At 65.5% G+C, this 18200-nt stretch carries 18 protein-coding genes; 8 read left to right on the top strand and 10 right to left on the bottom strand.

From position 1 onward, the window contains the following. Positions 1-93: 93 nt before the first annotated feature. The 4 genes from GGC64_RS30755 to GGC64_RS30745 all read right to left on the bottom strand — a co-directional run bounded on the left by GGC64_RS30755 (position 94) and on the right by GGC64_RS30745 (position 3773). Positions 94-2166 carry a phosphatase PAP2 family protein gene (locus GGC64_RS30755; RefSeq protein ID WP_192726351.1) on the bottom strand — a complete coding sequence of 691 codons (2073 nt, stop codon included), beginning with the start codon at positions 2164-2166 and terminating at the stop codon, positions 94-96. A gap of 56 nt (positions 2167-2222) precedes the next feature. Next, positions 2223-2690: a hypothetical protein gene (locus GGC64_RS30750; RefSeq protein ID WP_225952650.1), complete on the bottom strand. Its 468-nt coding sequence runs from the start codon at positions 2688-2690 to the stop codon at positions 2223-2225. Between the two features lie 36 nt (positions 2691-2726). Then, the gene (locus GGC64_RS34900; RefSeq protein ID WP_225952649.1) at positions 2727-2879 is read right to left on the bottom strand and encodes a hypothetical protein; all 153 of its coding nucleotides are present in this window, start codon (positions 2877-2879) and stop codon (positions 2727-2729) included. 93 nt (positions 2880-2972) lie between these two features. Then, positions 2973-3773 carry an endonuclease/exonuclease/phosphatase family protein gene (locus tag GGC64_RS30745; RefSeq protein ID WP_192726350.1) on the bottom strand — a complete coding sequence of 267 codons (801 nt, stop codon included), beginning with the start codon at positions 3771-3773 and terminating at the stop codon, positions 2973-2975. Between the two features lie 259 nt (positions 3774-4032). Between GGC64_RS30745 and GGC64_RS35095 the strand changes: the two genes are divergently transcribed. Together GGC64_RS35095 and GGC64_RS30740 are read left to right on the top strand one after the other, a co-directional pair. Further along, positions 4033-4158, top strand: coding sequence for a hypothetical protein (locus tag GGC64_RS35095; RefSeq protein ID WP_255529009.1), 126 nt, complete (start codon positions 4033-4035; stop codon positions 4156-4158). Continuing rightward, entirely contained in the window at positions 4155-5087 is a 933-nt protein-coding gene (locus GGC64_RS30740) for a DMT family transporter (protein ID WP_192726349.1), read from the top strand. Before GGC64_RS35095 ends, GGC64_RS30740 begins: the two co-directional genes overlap by 4 nt. Before the next feature lie 847 nt (positions 5088-5934). Here GGC64_RS30740 and GGC64_RS30735 read toward each other — a convergent pair. From GGC64_RS30735 to GGC64_RS30720, 4 genes are all read right to left on the bottom strand, one after another. Beyond that, on the bottom strand, positions 5935-6366 hold the full coding sequence (locus tag GGC64_RS30735; RefSeq protein WP_192726348.1) for an SPW repeat protein: 432 nt from the start codon (positions 6364-6366) through the stop codon (positions 5935-5937). Beyond that, positions 6363-7076 carry a sigma-70 family RNA polymerase sigma factor gene (locus tag GGC64_RS30730; RefSeq protein ID WP_192726347.1) on the bottom strand — a complete coding sequence of 238 codons (714 nt, stop codon included), beginning with the start codon at positions 7074-7076 and terminating at the stop codon, positions 6363-6365. The genes GGC64_RS30735 and GGC64_RS30730 overlap by 4 nt, the downstream gene beginning before the upstream one ends. A gap of 192 nt (positions 7077-7268) precedes the next feature. Then, on the bottom strand, positions 7269-7775 hold the full coding sequence (locus tag GGC64_RS30725) for a MarR family winged helix-turn-helix transcriptional regulator (RefSeq protein ID WP_192726346.1): 507 nt from the start codon (positions 7773-7775) through the stop codon (positions 7269-7271). Between the two features lie 94 nt (positions 7776-7869). After that, complete coding sequence (locus GGC64_RS30720) at positions 7870-8802, bottom strand: sigma-70 family RNA polymerase sigma factor (RefSeq protein WP_370582427.1); 933 nt, start codon at positions 8800-8802, stop codon at positions 7870-7872. Between the two features lie 170 nt (positions 8803-8972). Between GGC64_RS30720 and GGC64_RS30715 the strand changes: the two genes are divergently transcribed. Beyond that, on the top strand, positions 8973-9545 hold the full coding sequence (locus tag GGC64_RS30715; RefSeq protein WP_192726345.1) for a TetR/AcrR family transcriptional regulator: 573 nt from the start codon (positions 8973-8975) through the stop codon (positions 9543-9545). 104 nt (positions 9546-9649) lie between these two features. Here GGC64_RS30715 and GGC64_RS30710 read toward each other — a convergent pair whose 3' ends face one another. Beyond that, positions 9650-10537 carry a SigB/SigF/SigG family RNA polymerase sigma factor gene (locus GGC64_RS30710; RefSeq protein WP_192726344.1) on the bottom strand — a complete coding sequence of 296 codons (888 nt, stop codon included), beginning with the start codon at positions 10535-10537 and terminating at the stop codon, positions 9650-9652. Between the two features lie 1413 nt (positions 10538-11950). Between GGC64_RS30710 and GGC64_RS30705 the strand changes: the two genes are divergently transcribed. From GGC64_RS30705 to GGC64_RS35405, 3 genes are all read left to right on the top strand, one after another. Continuing rightward, positions 11951-12106 (top strand): hypothetical protein, encoded by a 156-nt coding sequence (locus tag GGC64_RS30705; RefSeq protein WP_192726343.1) that lies wholly within the window; start codon positions 11951-11953, stop codon positions 12104-12106. Positions 12107-12108: 2 nt separating this feature from the next. Beyond that, a complete protein-coding gene (locus GGC64_RS35410; RefSeq protein ID WP_370582426.1) occupies positions 12109-12603 on the top strand; it encodes a DUF3618 domain-containing protein in 495 nt (164 codons plus the stop codon). 295 nt (positions 12604-12898) lie between these two features. Beyond that, positions 12899-13078 (top strand): lipoprotein LpqH, encoded by a 180-nt coding sequence (locus tag GGC64_RS35405; RefSeq protein ID WP_192726342.1) that lies wholly within the window; start codon positions 12899-12901, stop codon positions 13076-13078. Between the two features lie 42 nt (positions 13079-13120). Here GGC64_RS35405 and ctaD read toward each other — a convergent pair whose 3' ends face one another. Next, a complete protein-coding gene (gene ctaD / locus GGC64_RS30690; RefSeq protein WP_192726341.1) occupies positions 13121-14935 on the bottom strand; it encodes a cytochrome c oxidase subunit I in 1815 nt (604 codons plus the stop codon). A 371-nt stretch (positions 14936-15306) separates the two neighbouring features. Here ctaD and GGC64_RS30685 point away from each other — a divergent pair, with 371 nt between their 5' ends. Further along, positions 15307-16365 carry a glucose 1-dehydrogenase gene (locus GGC64_RS30685; RefSeq protein ID WP_192726340.1) on the top strand — a complete coding sequence of 353 codons (1059 nt, stop codon included), beginning with the start codon at positions 15307-15309 and terminating at the stop codon, positions 16363-16365. 2 nt (positions 16366-16367) lie between these two features. After that, a complete protein-coding gene (locus GGC64_RS30680) occupies positions 16368-18179 on the top strand; it encodes a glycoside hydrolase family 15 protein (RefSeq protein WP_192726339.1) in 1812 nt (603 codons plus the stop codon). Positions 18180-18200: the final 21 nt, after the last annotated feature.

Below are 18200 nucleotides of genomic sequence, written 5' to 3'. Positions count from 1 at the left end.
GACCGCCGTTTGAGCATCGAAGCTCAAACACCCAGCGGCCCAATCGATGTCGACAACATTGTTGACACCTACGGTGACACCAAATTGTCCGATTCACGAGGGGCCGGCTATGTCCAGCGCGCCCTCGGCGCCGTGCGCTGGCATGTGCATGAGAGCTGCGGCTGCCCGCCCGTCGTGGCCGGTGTGGTCCGCGGCGCCGACAAGATCGTGCAGCGACGAGGCGATCGCACCGGTGAGCGCGGCTGCGTCGAGAAATGTGGGGTCCACGACCACACCCACATACAGACGCCGGGCCCAGCTCAGCGCGCCCACCGCGACCGGCACATCGGGGGCCAGCGGCAGGATCGGAACAACTTGTTCCAATGGCACATCAGCCAACGACAGCTCAATGGCCGGGCCCGGCATATTGGACACGATCGCTTGCAGGAATGCCGGACCGTACACGGTGCGCGCGAACACTGCCTGCAGTGGTGCGGGCAGCGCGCCCAGCGCCCGGTTCATCACGAAACGGGACGCCAATATCCGGGATAGCGTGAGCACGCGGGAGGTGTCGGCGCTGATCTGGCGCAGCATCGCTGCGGTGTTTGGGCAGTCCAGCGGCACGTCGATCATCACCGCCGCGGTGCCGTTGCCGCTGCCCGACACACCCGGCGGTGCCACCAGCACGGGCAGCGACACCCGAAGCCGCTGGCTGACCGCTGCGGCAAATCGTGGATGGGTGGCCTGCAGCGCGGCGGCCAGCACGGCCAGCACCACATCGGTGACGCGCACACCGCGGTCGTGGGCGACCGAACGCACAATGTGCAAATCCAGACTCGCGGTGGCCAATTGGCGGAACGCAGAACCGGCCGGCAGCCGCGCAGCCGGCTTGCCATCACCACCGAGTTGAGCCAGTCCGACGACGGTCGCGGCGGCAGCGCGCCACGCCCCGATGCCGGGACGCTGGTCAGCGGGCAACTGCAGTGCAGGGCGCAGCACGGTGAGCGCATGGGCGACGGCGCCCAAACCGTCTGCGACACAATGATGCACGATGAACAGCACACCGCACCGACCCGGCGAGATGTCACGCACCAGGATGAGCCGCCACATCGGGCGGTCCCGGGGCATCGGTTCCATGGCGACCTCGGCCGCCACCTGGCTCAAGCTGGCCACCGCGGAGTCGGGGTCGTCGTTGCGGCTGCTGTGGCTAGCGGCACGTCCGCTGACGTGCCAATCCCAATCCATATCCTCGATGTCGACATCGACCCAGCGCCAGCGCCGCCACCGCGACGCTCGATACAGCCGTTGCCGGAACCGCGGCATGGTCACGATAGCTTCGCGCAACAGCCCGCGCAGCTGCTCAACGCTGGGCCGCCCACCGCTGGGCGCCAACACCACCATGCCCCCCACGTGTTGGGGTGCAGTGTCGGTTTCCACATGCAAGAAGAACGCGTCGGCGGCTGGCACCACCACGCCGCGTCGGCGTCGCTGTGCGTCGACGACGGCGACGCTGACCCACACGAACGGGACAGCGGCCACCGCATCCAGCACGTAGTGGTTGGCGGTGGTGATGATCACCAGCAGCGTCACTGCCACATGCGCGGCGCTGAGCAGCTGCACACCGATGCCGCGCGCCAGCCGCGCCAGCACCACACTGACCCACAACGCCCACGCCAGATGCAGCGACGGCATCGCGGCCAGCTTGTTGGCCGAGGACACCAGCGGTGTCCCCCAGGAGCCGAACGTGGCCCCGGTGGCAACCGTGTCGAGGTATTGATGGCCGGTAAGCATGCGCGGCGGGGTGACCGGTAGCACCGCGAAACACGCGATGCCCAGCACGTTGAGCACGATGAAGGAGTCCCGGGCCCGGCAGTAATCGTCGGGATGACGCACGTAGAGCCACCCCAACAGGGCGAATGCGCTGATGACATAGGTGTAGGCGTACTCATAATTGGCCAGCACCGTCAGTACCGGGTGCCCCGCCAGCCACTGATTGAGCATCTTCTCGAGGTCAATGTGAGCCCAGCGCTCTATGGCGAACAGCGCGGCCGCATTGCGGTCAGCCACGCCACGGCGCCCCGCCGATGACCAGGCGGCCACCACCACGTAGGCGCTGAAGACAGTAAGCCCGACGGCGACGTCGCGCTGTAACGGCGGCCGGCTCAGCCGCTGCACTCCCGCGTTCACCCTGTATCTATTTGCCCGCCAACCAGAGTGCTAACCGTGCGAGACGCACCGACCGATCAGGTGAGCGTGAAAGCCACGCCGGGAATCCGACGCATCCGCCGCCACCCCCATACTGCACACAGCGCAATGGTTGCGATCGTTAAAGCGGTGCTGCCCACCCCGCGGGACAGCAGCCCCGCCCCCAGGCCGAAGCGCAGGCTGCCCACACTCATCGCGGCGTCGGCCAGACGGGAGGTCCCCCAGATCAGGGACACGTTGATGAAGATGCGACGCACCCTGCGATCGGCGACCAGGTGCGCGGGCAAAACGACGAAGTCGCGGGCCAGCCTTGCGGTGACCGGCCTGCCGATAGCGGCGCTGCCCAGGAACAGGGCGGCCATGAACAGTGATCCCGCAATGGGCTGCAGCACAAAAATGTAGACGTTGGAGAACACCAACGCGACGGTGCTGCGGCCCACCAGACCGCCCACCGCCAGCAGAAGCGTTACCGGCACCGGGTGGCGCAGCGTGAGGCGGGTGGCCACGGTGACCGCACACCACGCCAGGACCGCGATCAGGCCCTACGATCCGCCCACGGTGGCGTTGCAGGCGTACAGCAGCAAGGTGGGCACCACGACGGTTTCGAGCAGCAGCAGCGCGCCCAGCACCAGAGTGGGTTTGAGGTTGGCGACCTCAATGATGTGGTGCGGACCGGGTGCGGCCTCCAACTGCATGCCTCTCACTATGGCAGCTTCACCGACATCGCCGACGTCGCGCTAGTACACCGAGAAGCGGGCACAGTTGGCGGCGACGCCGCGCGATGGGGATCAGGAACGGGCCGGGCAGGACAGCACTGCGGCGACACCGAAGTGATCGCTGGGCCACACGCCGTGGCGCGGCTGGTCGCAGACCAGGCGGGCCTCGATGATCCGGCCGGCCCCGCCACCAGTGCGGGCTCCGGCGAAGATGTAATCGATTCGCCGGTCGGGGTTTTGGTCCTCGGCGGCGTACGGGTTGACATTGCTCCAGGTGAAACCGGACTCGTGTGGGTGCATGACCTCGAAGGCATCCCATAGGTGACAACTGCGGCCATCCAGGGCGTGCAGACCCTTGAGGAACCGCACTTCTGTGGCGGCCGCAACGGCGTTGAAGTCGCCGCACACGATCGTCGGGAAATCGCTGCTGGAGAACTGCTCGACAACGTCGGCGATGTCTTGGACCTGGCGTTCGCGGACCCAGCCCTCGTCAAATCGATAGGACAGATGTGTCGAGGACACACTGACCGCTCGCCCGTAGGCCTGGACTTCGACGGTAAGGATCGCTCGGGGTACGTCACGGGTGGAAGCCTGCTCGAGCGATCGACAATGCGACCGGGTGACAGGAAACCGGCTCAGCACGGCGTTGCCGAATTCCGCGCCCGAGTAGCTGCCCGCCGCGCCAAAAACCGCCGCCATGCCGGTCTGTTCGGCAATCCAGGACGCTTGACAAAAGCCATCCATGCGCACGGCTTCCTGTAGTGCCAGCACATCGGGCGCTACCTCATTGACCCACTGCACCACCGCGTCTCGGCGGTGCTCCCACTGGCGGACATTCCAAATGTTCAGTGTCATCACCGTCAAAGTGCCCATCACCTCAATGGTGCACCACCACAGCACGGGCGCTGCGTCGTCGCTATGAGCACAGGCCGGCAAGCGGCAACGCGACGCGCGGCCAGGCCAACCCGCCCGTAGGGACGCGACGGCTGGACCCTGCACCCTCGGGTATCAGTTCGGGTGGCTGGGGGTATTTCCTTGGTGACAGATCCCCACACTTGAACGGGCACGACAGCCAGATGAGCCCCGCAACGCAACACCACTCGCACCCGTCACCGACGACGCACACCCTCAGGTGATCGAACCGCGGGGGCGGTGGGGGCTGCGGGTGACCGAATCGCTGCTGCTCGACGGCCAGCCAGACCGCCGCCCAGATTTGACAATGGCCGACGACGACTGGCACTGGGAAGGGCCGGGGTGATCGGGGCGTCGGCCGTGGGTGTGACGGCGGCCTTCCTGTTCGCGCTGTCGGCGTTTCTGCAGCAGCGCGCAGCGCGGTTGGCCACCGGCGGGGACACCTCTATCGTGATGGAGCGCAGAGGGTTACGCCGGCTCCTGCATGCACTGCCGCGCAGCCGTACTTGGCTGCGCGGCTGGGCGGCCAACCTGTGCGGCTGGATCGCGCAAGCGGCGGCGCTGAAGATGGGGTCGGTGGCCACGGTGCAACCGCTGATGTCGGCTCAGCTGCTGTTTGCCGTCGGGCTGGCCTCTGCCGAGCAGCGCCGGTGGCCCCGGGCCCTGGACTGGTTGAGCGCGCTGGCCGTGTGCGCCGGGCTGGTGGTGCTGTTGACCACCGAAGGCCAGCCACCGTTGATCGGCGCACCCAAACGCGCTCAGGTCCTGTGGGCAACGGTTTGCACCGCAGCGTTGGTGGTGCTGCTGGTGGCGGTCGGTCGGCGCGCCACTTCATGGGTGGCGAGCATGTTGCTCGGCGCCGGCGCCGGGGTGTGTCATGCCATGAATGCGGTGTTCATCAAGATGACCATTCACGACCTCACCGTCGCCGGCGTTGCGGCAACCGCGCGGGACTGGCCGGGATACACCCTAGCGCTGTGCACGCTGTGCGGGCTGCTGCTGGGCCAGTTGGCCTTCGCCAGCGGCGCGCTGCCCCCGGAAGTGGCTGCGATCAACGTGGCCAACCCCATGGTCGCTCTGGTAGCCGGTCTCCTGGCGTTCGACGCGCCGATATCCACCACACCGGGTTCGCTATCGGCCCTGGCCGTCGCGGTGCTGCTGATCGCGGCCGGGGTTATCGGTCTGGCTCACGCCCCAAGTGCGCGGCTGATGTATACGCCACCAGCCTCGCCCGCCAGCGACGCGCCGGCAGCCGCTGCGGCGGATGAAAAATAACGACATTCGACAGCGACGAACCCTGCGGCGCCACCGCACAGCGACACGCGATCCGCCGACGCTGTGGAGCGGCGAAAACCGGCTCGCCGCTGTCGTTTCAACGACGGGGCTGCACCCGCTTGTCTGCTTGCATCGGAGCACAGATGCAGCCGAGCTTGTCCCGTTGCCGCTGCCATCGTATCGCAGCCGCAAGACCGTGGCCCCCATAGAATCCCGCTCGATTTCTCACCCAAGGGGTGGCCGAACAAGCCGCGGCAAAGGCGCTGACCACCTCAGGGCATCGCGGCGCCCAGCGTTCAATACATTACGTGCTATACAGCAATGATTGCGGTAAGATAATGAGGGTATGGATAGTCGCGATTGGAGGTGGAGTGGATGTCGCAGCCGGAGCTCATCACGGCATTTTTCTTAGTGATCGTAGGGCTTTTCACGACCGCCGCCCTCTATCTCGGGTTGGTCGGCATGCTGGGCGGGCTCTATCTGGTTCGGTGCCAGTCGTGTCGTCACCTCACGTTGCACAGTGGACCGGCGCGTTCATGTCCTCATTGCCAACACTCAGCGCATCGCGCGCTGCCCTCGTAAGCGCTCACACCAGCCCGCCCGCCGAGGACAGTGGCGATGCGCCCTCCTCAGCGCGGTGACCACACTTTTATACGGATGGGCAGCGATTGCCAAAAGCTGCCCGGTTGATCGAGGCGAGTCTGCAGCGCCCGCGCGCGGCTGATCGGATTGAATCTCTCCCGGAAGTGCGCGCCGCCCCGATGTTGGGCGCCTTACCCGTAACAGGCGCGCTTTCATGGTGCTGCGTCCGGTCAGGAGTACCTGACCGGACGCAGCACCTACTGACTTAGCGTGCAGCCAGGCTTCGGCCGCGCATCCCCAGATATGGTGCGGCCAGACCGAATATCGTGATCAGTGCGCCGGCGACCACGTTCGACCAAATCATGCCCGCGGATGGGTCCACGCCCCGCAGGATCCAGGGACAGATAATCGTCCACACCCCAAACAGCGGCAGTGTCCAGGTGATACCGTGGGTGCGGTCCAGTGCTGAGGCAAAGCCCAGCGCCAATACCGCGACGGTCAGGCCGACGATCAGATCGTTGACCGCAAGTCGAGGTTCCGACATGTTGAACCCAACGATCCATGGCGACAGCGCGGCATACACCGCTGTCAGCAGCGTCAGGCCGAATGTTGCCTGCGCGGTGGCCGATTCAGCGGCCCGTTCGTAGCCGGCGCGTAACGCCAAGATGTCGGGATGCTGCTCAATGGAAGTGCTCATCTCGCGTCCTTTCTTATTCCTTTCTCTTGTCCGACAAGTCCTTTCGCCTTGCCGCGACATATATTCGCCGACGTGGCTGTGCGCGGCCGTGCGGCTGTCGACGGGTTCCTGGCCCGCCATCCCCTTTCGTCGCCGACATCGGCCAGCAGCACGCGAAGCTGGTGGCGCCCTCGGTGCAGCCGGGTCATCACCGTGCCCGGCGGGGCGCCGGTGATCTGGGCGATGTGACGTCGGCGCAGCCCGGCCACGTCGGCATAGAACACGGCCTCGGCCATCTGCGCCGGTAACCGGCGCATCGTCGCCACGATGCGGGCGTCGGTGAGGTTGTCGATGGCCTGCTCCTCGGCCGAACGACTCCGATCGCGTGTCACCGCCGCCATCCGGTGATCGCCGAGCAGATCGATGGAGCAGGTCGGCGGCTGGCGCTGCAGCTTGCGATAACCGTTGATGTAGGAGTTGGTCATGATTCGATGCAGCCAGGCCGCCAAATTGGTGCCCGGTTCAAAGCTGCCGAACCCGATGCAGGCCCGAAACAACGTGTCCTGCACCAGGTCTTCGGCATCGTGGCGATTTGCGGTCATGCCGAGCGCGCGACGGTACAGCTGCGGGCGCAGGACCACGACATCACCGATGAACGCTTGGCCAAATCCGTTGATGCCACTGGGAGAGGGTTTGCCGGCGTTAACCGCACAGCCTGTGGGGATCCCCATCGTGCCTCCTGCTGCATCGGTCGAACGTTCAGCCACCCTCGTGGTGGCCGGCCGGATCGGGCCGACAACTAGTTAATTCCCCGCAACCATTGCGGCTATGCACTCGTTATCGATCCGGAATGCTCTGCCGCAGAACGGCTTGTCGCTACCGTGCACTAACAGGGTGGCTCGCTCATTGGGGCCGCCCGGGGCTTACACGCTCTGCAGGGAGATCAACGTGGTGTGGTGGTGCTCGTCGGCGGGTTCACCTGCGGCGACCGCGAACCGATCGAGTGCATCGGCGATCTGTTGGCGTTCTTGGGGGCTGAGCTTGCGCAGCACACGCCCGATCGCGGTGCGCCGGTGCCTGATCACCCGATTCACCAGCGCACGTCCCTGGGCGGTGAGGCGCACGGTCACATTGCGGCGATCGACGGGATCCTCGCGCCGGTCCAGCAGGCCGGCTTGTAGCAGACGCTGACAGATGCGGCTGGCGTTGGACGCGCTCACCTTGAGCTCATCGGCTATCGCCAGCATGTTCAGCGGCCCGCGGGTGGACAGCATCACCAGCACCCGAAGTTGGGGAACGGTCACCACGTCGTCGACCGCGGCGATCGAGGCCGCGGCAATGCCGACCAAGGCGCGACACGAACGCATGACCGCATCGACCTGTTCGGTGGAAACTTTGGTCTCAGCAGAACGACGGCTCGCAGACGTCATGCCGGGATCATGCCCGCATTAATTGACTCGCGCAAATGATTGCCGGGCTGCCGCGGGGCGTTACCCGGGCCGGGGTCGTTGTGGCAGTCGGTGCTCAACTGTGTTGGGCAGCTCCGATCTTCGCGCTCTCACCGCATCGGGTTTCGCGACCATTGCCGCGAGTACCACCGGCCGGCCGAATCTCGTTCGCGCAGCCGGTCAAGCGGTAAGGCGGGTGGCTGCTGAGCTTTTCGCTTCCCAGCCGTGCGCGCATCTGATCCAGGATCGTCGAGAGCAGTCGCGATACATGCACCTGTGAGAGACCCAGCCGTGCGGCAATCTGTGTCTGGGTTAGGCACTCACAAAACCGCAAGTGGACGATTTCACGCTCCCGCCCGGAGAGTTCACAGACCAGCGATGCCACCGTGATGGCGTCCTCGACCCGGCTGAAGCCCTGCTCCTCGACACCGAGAGTAGCCGTGGCGTGCCCCTGGTCGGGGTCGGCGCCCAGCGGCGCGGTGTCCAACGACGCGGGCCGATACGCGTAGGCCGCCCCCACCGATTGCACAACATCCTCGCGCGCGACATCGAGTTCGGCAGCCAACTCGGTGGCTGTCGGTGCCCGGCCCAGCCGCTGCGACAGCGGATCAATGGTGGCGCGCACCCGGCGATTGGTCTCTTTGACCCGGCGCGGCACATGCGCTGTCCAGGTGTTGTCGCGGAAATGGCGACGAACGTCGCCCAGTATGGTCGGCACCGCCAATGCCATAAACGGGCCCTTGGCCGGATCGAAGCGATCCACCGTCTTAACCAAAGCCAGTCTGGCCACCTGTTGCAGATCGTCGCTGGGCTCACCACGGCCCACGAACCGAAAAGCGATGCGATCGGCCAGCGGCAGGAATCGTGTCACGATGGCTGCCCGGCACCGGCGACGCTCCTGCTCGTCGCTGGCGGCCCGCAGTTGATCGAAAAGCCGATCAGCATCGGCGAATTCGTCCATGGACACGGCGCCGGAGCGATCCAACGCCGAGGATCGCGGGGCGGTCACGGCGCCGTGCGGGCGCGGGCTCCTACTCCGTCGAAATTGTCATGCATGGCCGACCTCCTTCGCTATCGCGACAACAGATCGGCCTGCCCGGTCCAAACCGAATAGTAAACAGACGGGTCTGTATCGGGGGTACAATAAGGAGGCCTTGAACCGACAGGGAAAACACCAAAATGGTTGACACACAAACGCCCAACGCGCGCGAGCGCATCGTGGGCACCGCCTACGAGCTGTTCACCCGCCGCGGCATCCGTGACGTCGGCGTCGATGAGGTTGTCGAGCGCGCCGGCGTAGCCAAAGCGACGCTCTACCGTCATTTTCCTTCCAAAGACGATCTGGTGCTGGCGTTCCTCGACGAGCGCGAATCGCAGTGGACGATCGATATCGTGGAACGACGATCGCGCGAACGTGCCGCCGATCCAGAAGGCCAGATTCTTGCCATCCTGGATGTCTTCGACGAGTGGTTCCACAACGAGGGTGACTACGAGGCCTGCTCGTTCATCAAGGTGCTCTTCGAGATGGGCACCGAGGGCGCGCTCGGCCAGGCCTGTATCCGCCACTTGGACAACATCCGCCAAATCGTCTGTGAGCGCGCCCAGCTGGCCGGCCTCAAAGACCCGAAAGAATTCTCCTGCGACTTCAACATCTTGATGAAGGGCAGCATCGTCTCGGCCGCCGAAGGGGACCTGCGAGCCGCCCAACGCGCCAAGACCATGGGCGCCTGGCTGATCGAGCACTACCGTTAACACGCCGCGCGCTCGGCTGGCCGGCCTGACGCAGACGGCCGTGAGCAGGTCTGCGTCGCCTCTCGCAGCGCCAGCCATCCTGATTGCTGAGCGGCCCCAACGACTTATGCGTAAACGTTGTCCCGTTCGCGGTGCACCGGTAGGGGGGTGATGTCGCCGTGCTGTGACAGGCGGGTATCCATGGAGATCGGTGGCTCCTCGGCCAGCCGGTCCCGGAGATGGTCGAGGATGAGTCCGAGCAGGCGCGACACGTGGACTTGGGAAATGCCCAGACGCTGGGCGATCTGTGTTTGGGTCAGGCACTCCTCAAACCTCATGGCCAGGATGGTCCGCTCCCGTTCGCAGAGCTCGCTGACCAGCGCGGCCACGGTCAACCCGTCATCGATGCGCTCAAAGCCCTCATCGATGGCGCCGTGCCGCTCAGAGAGCGGCGGCTGCTCGCCGTCGTCGCAATGGCTCAGCGCGCCGTCCAGGGACATCGGACGGTACGCATAGGCGGCTTGTATGCAGGCCACTACCTCGCTGCGCTGCACACCCAGTTCGGCGGCCAGCTCGGTGGCGGTCGGGGCGCGGCCCAGGCGCTGCGACAGCGGGTCGATCGCCGACCGCATCCGCCGGTGGGTCTCTTTGACGCTACGGGGCACATGCATGCCCCATGTGCAGTCACGGAAATGACGACGCAAATCCCCCAAAATCGTCGGCACGGCAAACGCCAGGAAACGTCCCGCGCCCGGCCGGTACCGATCGACAGCTTTGACCAGACCCAGCCGCGCCACCTGTACCAGGTCCTCGGCCGGTTCACCACGTCCAACGAAACGGTAGGCGATGTGGTCGGCCAACGGCATGCAACACGACACGATCCGGCAGCGCCAGCGGCGCTGCTCCTCCTCAGATCCGGCACCAGCCAGTTGGTCAAACCACTGCTCAACCTGCGAATAGTCGTCGTCGCGGCCCTCGGCTATCGCGTTGTGTGGCCCCGTCGTATCGATCATCGTCGCCGACCGCCTTCCTGCGGTTGTCTGCTCAACACTTCCTTCGCGCGCCACGAACACGCCGCTTGGGCGACGCGACCCTCGCTGAGATACAGACCGGTCTGTCTCCCAGAGTAGCGCGCGGTGCCGTTGATCGCCAGCAACTGTTGCTCGACTGAATCAGCCCACTGGTGACGGCAGCCGCTGTTGTGCGTCGAGGTCCGGCCCATGGCCCTCGGCGCGTGGTGGCCGGGGGGTGTTGGACCGGCCCTGGGAGATCGCTACACCGGCACCTACAGACCAGCCAACCCGGGCGTGCTGAAGAGGGGCTGAGCTGAGGGTCAGAAATTGCTTATCAATGCCGCAGCCCACTAACTTCCCCGCAGCCCACCGGCGGGTCGGCCAGGTCTGGGCCACCACGCATGTGGTGGAATCCTGGTCGGCCCAACCCGGCGACTAGGTGCCGCTGCGGAGCGGTTCTGTGACGGCGCGAACATCAGCGCTGATACGGGCGAAGCTTGTAGGCGGCAGCGGTCAAGGCCGTCGTGGCCGATCGACGCGCGAACATGCCGACCCAGCACCGCAGCGAACAGCGCGACGGCGCCGATGAGCGCTCACGCCCGCATCGGTAGTAGCAGCGATAACGCGGCGATGGCCGCGGTGACCAACGGGTCGCCACCGTGAGGACTAAATGGGCGCGCCAGCCATACGGGCACGCAGACAAATGTGGTTTGTCCGCGATGGCCAGCAGCGGGTCAGCGGCACTGTCGGGTCGCGCAGCAGCTGAACAACCGATCGGATGACCGCCTGGGAGTTGCCGTAATGATCAGCGTGAGTTCAGTGGTGCTTTCATGGCGGTTCGCGATTCGCTGGCGACCCCTCTGCCGCTGTAAGGGGCGGCTGTGATGAATAGCACTGCCGCGGTGGGAAATTCCTTGTGTGCATGTGAGCAACTATTGCTGCGAAGAAACGGCGTCATCCGCATGGGTACATCACTTCGGACTCTCATCCGGGCAGTCCCCGTCGGGCCTGCCGAAAGACCGCGAGGGCCAAACGCTGATCGCTGCCGGCGGTGGTCGGCGGCGAGCGACGCGCTGCTGCACCGGCGCATCTATCGGGCCTACATGCGTCTGCAGCGCGCGCGGGTCGACGGAAGGTATGAGGCAATCGTTAAGTGGGCGGCCCGCATGGATGCCCGCCTTGATCAGCATGCCGCATTTCATGCCCTCATCGACGCCGGCCCCACACGCCGATAACGACGGTTGTGCTGTGATGTAACCCCCGACCGGCAAAGCGACTCCTCGTGCCGGCTGACCCGATCAGGCGGGTGGGCTCACCGGTATCGATTCGGCGGTGGCGCAGGGTGATCGGATTGGCGGGGTATGGCGCGCGGGGCAGCGGGGAATCTCCTTAGCAGCCACACCAGGAGGAATGATGCAGCGCACCGCAACTGATCCCGCTGACGACGGCTACCTGACAAGCCCGCCGCCACAGGGCACCGCAACCCGCTGGGAGCGACAACCCGGTGACGGAGAGGACGAGCCGACGCCGCACAAGCCCGCCGAGGCCGAACCCACACCGGAGCCCTAGCCGTGGAACACGACGCTGACACCGACCCCGCCGTGTCGCCGCCACCCCCGTCGACCCTGGATGCCGACTGGGTGCAAAGCCCCGACGAGCAACCGAGAAACTCGTGGACATGGCCATGGCCGCCACCCGAAGAGGGCACAGATCATCCGCAGCGTCCGCACAGCAGCCACGCTGCACGGTCAGCGGGCCCAGCGCCACAGACCGGCATCGATGATCTGGAGTCCGACATTGAACACACCCGCGCGGAACTTCGTGACACGGTGGCTGCGCTCAGCGCCCGCCTCGATGTTAAGGGCCGCCTGGCAGCCGATACCCGCGCCGCCCGAAAACGGATACTGCACACCACGGGCAGCAAGGCCGACGACATGCTCTCGCACACCATCACCGCCATGGCCAATCCGGACGGATCATTCAAAGCCGCGGTCTACCTGGCTGCCGCGGTTGTACTGGGCACCGTGCTGGTAGTAGCGGCCAAACCCCCCAAGCGCCGAGCCTGAACACCGCTGGGGGTGGCTTCGTTGCTGCTGTTCTGGGTGCGACATCAGCTCAACGTACGGCCGCGGGTGGGCGACCCCGGGCTGTGCCTGTCGCTGTGCACCCCTTTCGCCGCGCCAGGCCGTGGCTGCGCGTGGATCCGACGAGCACTGTGGGCACGCCGGGCACCTGGCAGCGGCCGGGAGTGTTGAGCGGGCGTCGGTCGCAGCCCGGTGAATCTCATCGCCACCCAGCGGCGACCGGCACGCCGACACTCACCGTGGTGCTGCGCATCAACGGCGACATCATCGAACCGCTGTGGTCAAAATTCGCGACGTCGAGGGCTTCACGGGTGACTATTGGAGGGGTGGTGTCGGGCAGGCTGAGGCCGGCCGGTCAGGACCGCAGCTGATCGTCAGCGGAAGCGCCTACTGCGTCACAGACCACGGTCGGCCAACACCGACGACCACCGCTTTTCGTCTCGTCGCGGTGTGCTGAAACCGCCACGTAGACCCTAGATAGGCGGATTCGGAGCCGCAGTCAGTGCTCACGGTGCGGCGCGGAGGCGGAGCCGGAATGTTCTGCGGGGCTGGCGTTATCGGATTCAGCGCTGCCGGCCTCGGGCGGGGTCCGGTCGCGCTGCTGGCCCATGCCGGGATCGTTGAACGGGTGCGCGCCGATATAGAGCTCTCGCCGCATCCGCTGGCGCATGTGGGGGTAATGCAGCTCGAAAGCGGGCCGTTCTGAACGGATTCTGGGCAGCTCTGTGAAGTTGTGCCGCGGCGGTGGGCAGCTGGTGGCCCACTCCAGCGAGTTGCCGAACCCCCACGGATCGTCAACGGTCACCGGCTCGCCGTAGCGCCAGCTTTTGAACACATTCCACACGAACGGCAGCATCGAGACACCCAGGGTGAATGCCCCGATGGAGGAGACCACGTTGAGCGGCTGGAACCCGTCGCTGGGCAGGTAATCGGCGTAGCGGCGCGGCATCCCCATATCTCCCAGCCAGTGCTGCACCAAAAACGTGGTGTGAAAGCCGATCAACGTCAACCAGAAGTGCAGTTTTCCCAGCCGTTCGTCCAGTAGGCGGCCGGTCATCTTCGGAAACCAGAAATACACCCCGGCGAAGGTGGCGAACACGATCGTGCCGAACAGCACATAGTGAAAGTGCGCCACCACGAAATAGGTGTCGGTGACGTGGAAGTCCAGCGGTGGGCTGGCCAATAAGATCCCGGTCAGGCCGCCTAGCAAAAAGGTCACCAGGAAACCGATCGAGAACAGCATCGGGGACTCAAATGTCAACTGGCCCTTCCACATCGTGCCGATCCAATTGAAGAACTTGATCCCGGTGGGTACGGCGATCAGATACGTCATCAACGAGAAAAACGGCAGCAGCACAGCGCCGGTGGCGAACATGTGATGCGCCCACACCGCCACCGACAGCACCGCGATGCCGATCGTGGCGTACACCAGCATGGTGTAACCGAACACCGGCTTTCGGGAGAACACCGGAAAGATTTCGGTCACGATCCCGAAGAACGGCAACGCGACAATGTAGACCTCGGGATGACCGAAAAACCAGAACAAGTGCTGCCAGAGAATCGCTCCGCCGTTGGCGGCGTCATAGATGTGGGCGCCGAGATGGCGATCGGCGGCCAGCCCGAACAGCGCCGCGGTCAACAACGGAAACGCGATCAGCACCAGGATCGAGGTGACCAGAATGTTCCACGTGAAGATGGGCATCCGGAACATCGTCATCCCCGGTGCACGCAGGCACACCACTGTCGTGATCATGTTGACCGCACCCAAAATGGTGCCCAGCCCGCCGACGATCAGACCCATGATCCATAGGTCGGCGCCCGGACCGGGACTGTGTACGGCATCCGAGAGGGGGGTGTAACCGGTCCAGCCGAAGTGCGCGGCGCCGCTGGGAGTGATGAACCCGGCGGTGGCGATCAATCCGCCGAACAAGAACAGCCAGTAGGACAGCGCATTCAGGCGCGGGAACGCCACGTCGGGCGCCCCGATGTGCAGCGGCAGCACACAATTGGCGAAACCGAACACCACCGGTGTCGCGTAGAACAGCAACATGATGGTGCCGTGCATGGTGAACAACTGGTTGTACTGCTCAGTGGACAAGAACTGCATACCGGGTGCGGCCAATTCGGTGCGGATCAACAGCGCCATCAATCCGGCGAGAAAAAAGAAACCAAAGCAGGTAACCAGATACATCACCCCGATCAACTTGTGATCGGTGGTGGAGACCAGCTTGTACACCAAACTGCCTTTAGGGTTCAGGCGCTGCGGGTACGGGCGGCGCGCCACCAGGGTGGCAGCAGGTGCTTCGGCGGTCATCACGATCTCCAAACAGCGACGGGCAGCCGTCAACGGCCGATCAACACTTTCCCCCACCTCGCAGCGGTTATACGCACACCGGGTAGCCGCAAGCAGGCTGATAACCCGTTGTGGGGCCACAATCATTGCGGAGCGGCAACAGGGCCGGCGCGGCGGCACCGCGGTGCCCCAAGGTGTGCACCGGCCCGAGTACTGCACGGTGTCGGGTATCGGCGGCGCCCGTGCGGGGTAGTTATCCATCGACATCGAACGTCGTTGACCCACGCGGTGGAGGTGCGGGTGCGGACGGGATCGGCCCGGGCGGCCAGCGGCAACAGCGCACCGGTCGCGTCCTGGAGTGAGCGGGGCGCGCGGTGGGTACGGAGGTGGGCATGCTGGCGTTGACAGTGCAACCAGGGCAGGCTGATTCGCTTGCCGTCGAGGACATCGACGAACCGGCCGCCGGTCCCGGCGAGTTGCAGGTGGCCGGCGTAGCAATCGGGGTGTGCGGCACCGACAAGGAGATCGCCGCCGGCCAGTACGGGTGGGCGCCGCCCGGGCTCGACCGGCTGGTGCTCGGACACGAGTCGTTGGGCCGGGTGCTCAGCGCACCACCACACAGCGACTTCACCGAAGGCGATCTCGTCGTCGGGGTGGTGCGCCGACCCGACCCGGTGCCGTGCGGGGCATGTGCGCGCGGCGAATTCGACATGTGCCGCAACGGCCAGTACACCGAACGCGGCATCAAACAGATCGACGGTTACGGCAGCCAAATCTGGTGTGTGGAAGCCGACTACGCGGTCAAGCTCGACGACCGACTCGAAGATGTCGGCATGCTGATGGAGCCCACCACGGTGGTGGCCAAAGCCTGGGAGCAGGTGTATCGCATCGGGCAGCGGTCCTGGTTTGAGCCGCACACCGCGCTGGTCACCGGCGCCGGCCCCATCGGCCTGCTGGCCGCGCTGCTCGGCGTCCAGCACGGACTGGAGGTCCACGTGCTCGACCGGGTCACCACCGGGCCTAAACCCTCCATCGTGGCGGCTTTGCAGGCCACCTACCACCACAGCAGCATCGAGGAGGCGGTCGGAAAGATCCGCCCCGACATCGTCATCGAAGCCACCGGGGTGGGCGCGCTGGTCTTTGACGCGATGGCCGTCACCGGCTCCTACGGCATCGTCGCGTTGACCGGCGTGTCCCCGGCGGGGCGCAACCTCACCGTGGATGCCGGCGGCCTCAATCGCGACATCGTGCTGGAAAACGACGCAGTCGTCGGTTCGGTCAACGCCAACCTGCGCCACTACCGGCAGGCTGCCGACGCGCTGGCCAAAGCAGATCAGCCGTGGCTGGCCAGCCTGATCACCCGCCGGGTGCCGCTGAGCCAGGCGACCGACGCGTTCACCGCCGACCCCGAGGACGTCAAAGTCGTCATCACCCTGGAGGAATCGAGCTAGCGATGGCCCGCATCGAAGACTATGCCTTGCTGGGTGATTTGCATTCGGCCGCGCTGGTGTCGCGCACCGGCGCTATCGACTGGCTGTGCCTGCCCCGCTTCGATTCCCCGGCCTGTTTCGCCGCCCTGCTGGGCGGCGAGGCGGCCGGCACCTGGCAGCTGAGGCCAGCGCATGGCGGGCCGGCCACGCGGCGCCACTACCGAGACGACTCGCTGGTTTTGGAAACCGAGTGGGACACCGACGAGGGCACGGTCCGGGTGATCGACACCATGCCCCCGCGCGTACAGGCCCCCGACGTGGTGCGCGTCGTGGAAGGCGTGCGCGGGCGGGTGCCGATGCAGATGATGCTGCGGCTGCGCTTCGACTATGGCCACGACATACCGTGGGTGCGCCGCGACGGCCAGGACCTGACCGCTATCGCGGGCCCGGACGCGGTCTGGTTACGCACCCCGGTTCAGCTGCACGGCCAGGATTTCACCACCGTCGCCCAGTTCGAGGTCGACGCCGGCCAGCGCATCCCATTCGTGTTGACCTACGGACCGTCGTGGCAGCCGCGACCGAAAATCGTCGACGCCGATCAGTCGCTCAAAGAGACCGAAAAGTATTGGCGCGACTGGATTTCAGCCTGCAAATACGACGGGCCGTGGAAACAGGAAGTGCGCCGCTCGCTGCTGGTGCTAAAGGCATTGACCTATGCCCCCACCGGGGGCATCGTCGCCGCGGCCACCACGTCGCTGCCTGAGCAGCTCGGTGGCCCCCGCAATTGGGACTACCGCTACTGCTGGCTACGCGATGCCACCTTCACGCTGCAGGCGCTGCTGGGCACCGGCTTCGTCTCCGAAGCCAAAGCGTGGCGCGAATGGCTGGTGCGCGCGGTGGCCGGTGACCCCTCCAAGCTGCAGATCATGTACGGCCTGGACGGCGCGCGCCGGCTGCCCGAACAAGAACTGCCCTGGCTGGGCGGCTATGAAGGATCCAAGCCGGTGCGGGTCGGCAACGCCGCGGCACAACAGTTTCAACTCGACGTGTGGGGCGAGGTACTCGACGGGCTGCACCTGGCCCGAGAATCCGGGATGGAACTCAACGACACGGCCTGGGATGTCCAACAAGCCCTGCTGGACTTCCTGGAAGGCCATTGGCGTGACCCCGATAAAAGCCTGTGGGAAATCCGTGGCCCTGCACGGCAATTCGTGCACTCCAAGGTGATGGCGTGGGCCGGTGTGGACCGCGCTGTACGCACCGTGCAACACCACCACCTCGACGGGCCGCTGGACAAATGGCGTCACCTGCGCGATCAGATTCACCACGACGTGTGCACCAACGGCTACAACGCCGAGCACAACACCTTCACCCAAGCCTACGGTTCTGATCAACTCGACGCCGCGCTGCTGTTGATCCCCCGGGTGGGGTTTTTGCCCTACGACGATGACCGCGTCATCGGCACCATCGACGCGATCCAAAACCAGTTGTGCAGTGACGGTTTCGTGCTGCGTTACCGCCCGCAGGAAAGCAACGACGGCCTGCCCGGCGGGGAAGGCGTCTTCCTGGCGTGCAGCTTCTGGCTGGCCGACGCGCTGGCCGGGATCGGACGCGTCCAGCAGGCCACCGAACTGTTCGAGCGCCTACTGGCGCTGCGCAACGATGTCGGGCTGCTCAGCGAGGAATACGACACCCAACAGCACCGCCAGATCGGCAACACCCCACAGGCGTTCTCCATGGTCGGATTGATCAACACCGCACGCAACCTCGCGGGCAGCCGCACCACGACCGACGCGCGCCGCCACGAACAAGACCTCAGCCCCGCCTCCAGGTGAGCCGCACCTCCACTAATCTAT

The sequence above is a fragment of the Mycobacterium sp. OAS707 genome (genome assembly GCF_014873705.1).
In the GTDB taxonomy this organism is placed as follows: domain Bacteria; phylum Actinomycetota; class Actinomycetes; order Mycobacteriales; family Mycobacteriaceae; genus Mycobacterium.
Note: the sequence above shows the minus strand (reverse complement) of the source record. Positions and strands in the feature narration are given on the sequence as shown.

Bases quoted from the DNA above. Each gene is read 5' to 3' on its own strand.
- GGC64_RS34900 (WP_225952649.1), bottom strand. From the start codon at position 2,879: ATGCAGTTGGAGGCCGCACCCGGTCCGCACCACATCATTGAGGTCGCC.
- GGC64_RS30745 (WP_192726350.1), bottom strand. From the start codon at position 3,773: ATGGGCACTTTGACGGTGATGACACTGAACATTTGGAATGTCCGCCAG.
- GGC64_RS30735 (WP_192726348.1), bottom strand. From the start codon at position 6,366: ATGAGCACTTCCATTGAGCAGCATCCCGACATCTTGGCGTTACGCGCC.
- GGC64_RS30730 (WP_192726347.1), bottom strand. From the start codon at position 7,076: ATGGGGATCCCCACAGGCTGTGCGGTTAACGCCGGCAAACCCTCTCCC.
- GGC64_RS30725 (WP_192726346.1), bottom strand. From the start codon at position 7,775: ATGACGTCTGCGAGCCGTCGTTCTGCTGAGACCAAAGTTTCCACCGAA.
- GGC64_RS30715 (WP_192726345.1), top strand. From the start codon at position 8,973: ATGGTTGACACACAAACGCCCAACGCGCGCGAGCGCATCGTGGGCACC.
- GGC64_RS30710 (WP_192726344.1), bottom strand. From the start codon at position 10,537: ATGATCGATACGACGGGGCCACACAACGCGATAGCCGAGGGCCGCGAC.
- GGC64_RS30705 (WP_192726343.1), top strand. From the start codon at position 11,951: ATGCAGCGCACCGCAACTGATCCCGCTGACGACGGCTACCTGACAAGC.
- ctaD (WP_192726341.1), bottom strand. From the start codon at position 14,935: ATGACCGCCGAAGCACCTGCTGCCACCCTGGTGGCGCGCCGCCCGTAC.
- GGC64_RS30685 (WP_192726340.1), top strand. From the start codon at position 15,307: ATGCTGGCGTTGACAGTGCAACCAGGGCAGGCTGATTCGCTTGCCGTC.
- GGC64_RS30680 (WP_192726339.1), top strand. From the start codon at position 16,368: ATGGCCCGCATCGAAGACTATGCCTTGCTGGGTGATTTGCATTCGGCC.